General features: G+C 33.9%; 2 protein-coding genes. Both read right to left on the reverse strand.

What is annotated here, in order from left to right; all coding sequences use genetic code 11:
* Positions 1 to 260 precede the first annotated feature (260 nt).
* Positions 261 to 1,628 carry a CCA tRNA nucleotidyltransferase gene (locus WBN20_RS12940; protein WP_424281992.1) on the reverse strand — a complete coding sequence of 456 codons (1,368 nt, stop codon included), beginning with the start codon at positions 1,626 to 1,628 and terminating at the stop codon, positions 261 to 263.
* 76 nt (positions 1,629 to 1,704) lie between these two features.
* The coding region (locus WBN20_RS12945; protein ID WP_424281993.1) for an L-threonylcarbamoyladenylate synthase at positions 1,705 to 2,193 on the reverse strand (489 nt) is incomplete at its 5' end.

The following is a 2,193-nucleotide window of genomic DNA, read 5'->3' on the forward strand; positions in this document are numbered from 1 at the left end:
CACCAGTACCAATGAAACTTTGGCAATATTTCTAAAATTCTTTTGCATAGAAGCTTAAATTTCAGCGCAAAATTACTATTCTTTTATTCAACTTCTGGCTTATTTTTTTTTTGAGAAATAATAATTATTTGTAATTAAACTAAATTAATTAAAACAAAAATTCTCATTAGAGCTTTAAACGACTTTTCCAAAATTTGTCCTAGTTATTTTTTATTAAGACCCATTTCTGCTCCTTTTTTTATCATAAATTTATAGGCTGGCTAATATTCATTCAGAATCTCACCTTCAAGAATTGCCTCTTTTATAGCATCTTTAATGATACCAATTTCTTTAGAAGGTTTAAGATCAAAAGCTTTCATAATCTGCTCACCACTTATTGGGGGTTGAAAATTTCTTAAATGATCACGTTCTTCTACCTCAATGATTTTTTGTCTTACAACCTTAAAATTGTTTTTATACTTTTTCTGTTTATAAGAATTTTTTGTAGTAATATCTGCCTCACAAAGGGTCATAAGATCGTCTACATGCTCCCCGGCATCAAATACCAATCGCCTTACTGCTGCGTCAGTTACATTTTCCTGTGAAAGAATTATAGGTCTTGAACTCATTCGAACCATTTTCTGAACAAATTTCATTTTGTCGTTTAATGGCATATGTAATCTCTTAAATAATTTAAATACCATTTTAGAACCCACAAATTCATGTGCATGAAATGTCCAGCCTATCTTATTATCAAACCTTTTGGTGGGGGCCTTACCTATGTCGTGTAATAGTGCTGCCCACCGTAACCACAAATTGTCAGTAGTCTTAGCAATATTATCAACAACTTCAAGAGTATGCCAAAAATTGTCTTTATGACGTTGTCCTTCAATTTCTTCAATACCTTCCAAAGCGGTTAATTCGGGCAGCAAAAAGGGCAATAATTCGGTATTATATAAAAGTTTTAGTCCAATAGATGGCTGATCACATTCTAAAATTTTGTTTAATTCATCAACAATTCGTTCCTGAGATATTATTTTTATTCGTTCTTTATTTTCTATAATTGCCTGAAGCGATTTTAATTCGATGTTAAAACCCAGCTGCGTAGCAAAACGAATAGCTCTCATCATTCTCAAAGGATCATCGGAATAGGTTATGGAAGGATCCAATGGAGTTCGAATTAATTTTTTTTTCAGGTCTTTAATACCATCAAAAGGGTCTAGTAATTGGCCATAATCTGATTCATTAAGAGAAATAGCCATGGTGTTTATAGTAAAATCGCGTCTTTTTTGATCATCTAAAAGCGTTCCATCCTCGACAACCGGCTTTCTGCTATCTCTTGTGTAACTTTCTGTTCTGGCACCCACAAATTCTATTTCCCAATTATGATGTTTTATCATCGCAGTCCCAAAATTCTTAAAGACTGATACCTTGGGCTTTCCAATAAGTTTTGAGGCTACCTTTTTAGCAAGCTGAATCCCGCTTCCTACAGCAACAATATCTATGTCCTTAGATTTACCCCTTTCCAGTATTAGATCCCTTACATATCCACCTATCACATAATTGTCAATAGCAAGCTCCTTCGCAGAGGCTGCAATAATAGGAAAAATGGAATCTTGTAAGCTTTTTTTGTAATTTGTCAACGTCATAATTTAGATCACTTCTGAATTGAGTTGCCTGGGTGGGTAGAAATCCAAAATAATAAAGCCAGGATTTTTTGTTGCTCTATTTGCGGATAATTTTTACAGTTCCATCATTACCCAATTTAATAATGGAAGAAGGTGATTTAATCGTTGTTTTCTGCTCCAAATTTACCACATAGTCTACACCTTTTAAAATCAAATCACTTATTTCTGAAAAATTTCCCGGAGTAGGTTCCCCAGCTATATTTGCTGAAGTAGAAACAACGGGTCTTTTAAAATTTTGAATTAACCGTTGACAGAACTGATCAGAAGCTACTCGTATAGCCAGGGTGTTATCCTGAGCAATAAGATTCCCGGCTACTCCTTTAGGGTTATCGTAAATAATAGTAACTGGTCTTTCAGATAGATCCATTAAATCATAAGCTGGTTCAGGAACTTTTTCTACATATTGTTCGAGCATAAACTGATTAGATACGAGGCAAATCATAGTTTTTTTATCGGACCTTTTTTTGAGTTTGTATATTTTTTCTACTGCACTCTCATTTGTTGCATCGCAGCCAATACCCCAAAC

Origin of the sequence: Eudoraea sp., assembly GCF_049665975.1 — a bacterium.
GTDB lineage: Bacteria > Bacteroidota > Bacteroidia > Flavobacteriales > Flavobacteriaceae > Eudoraea.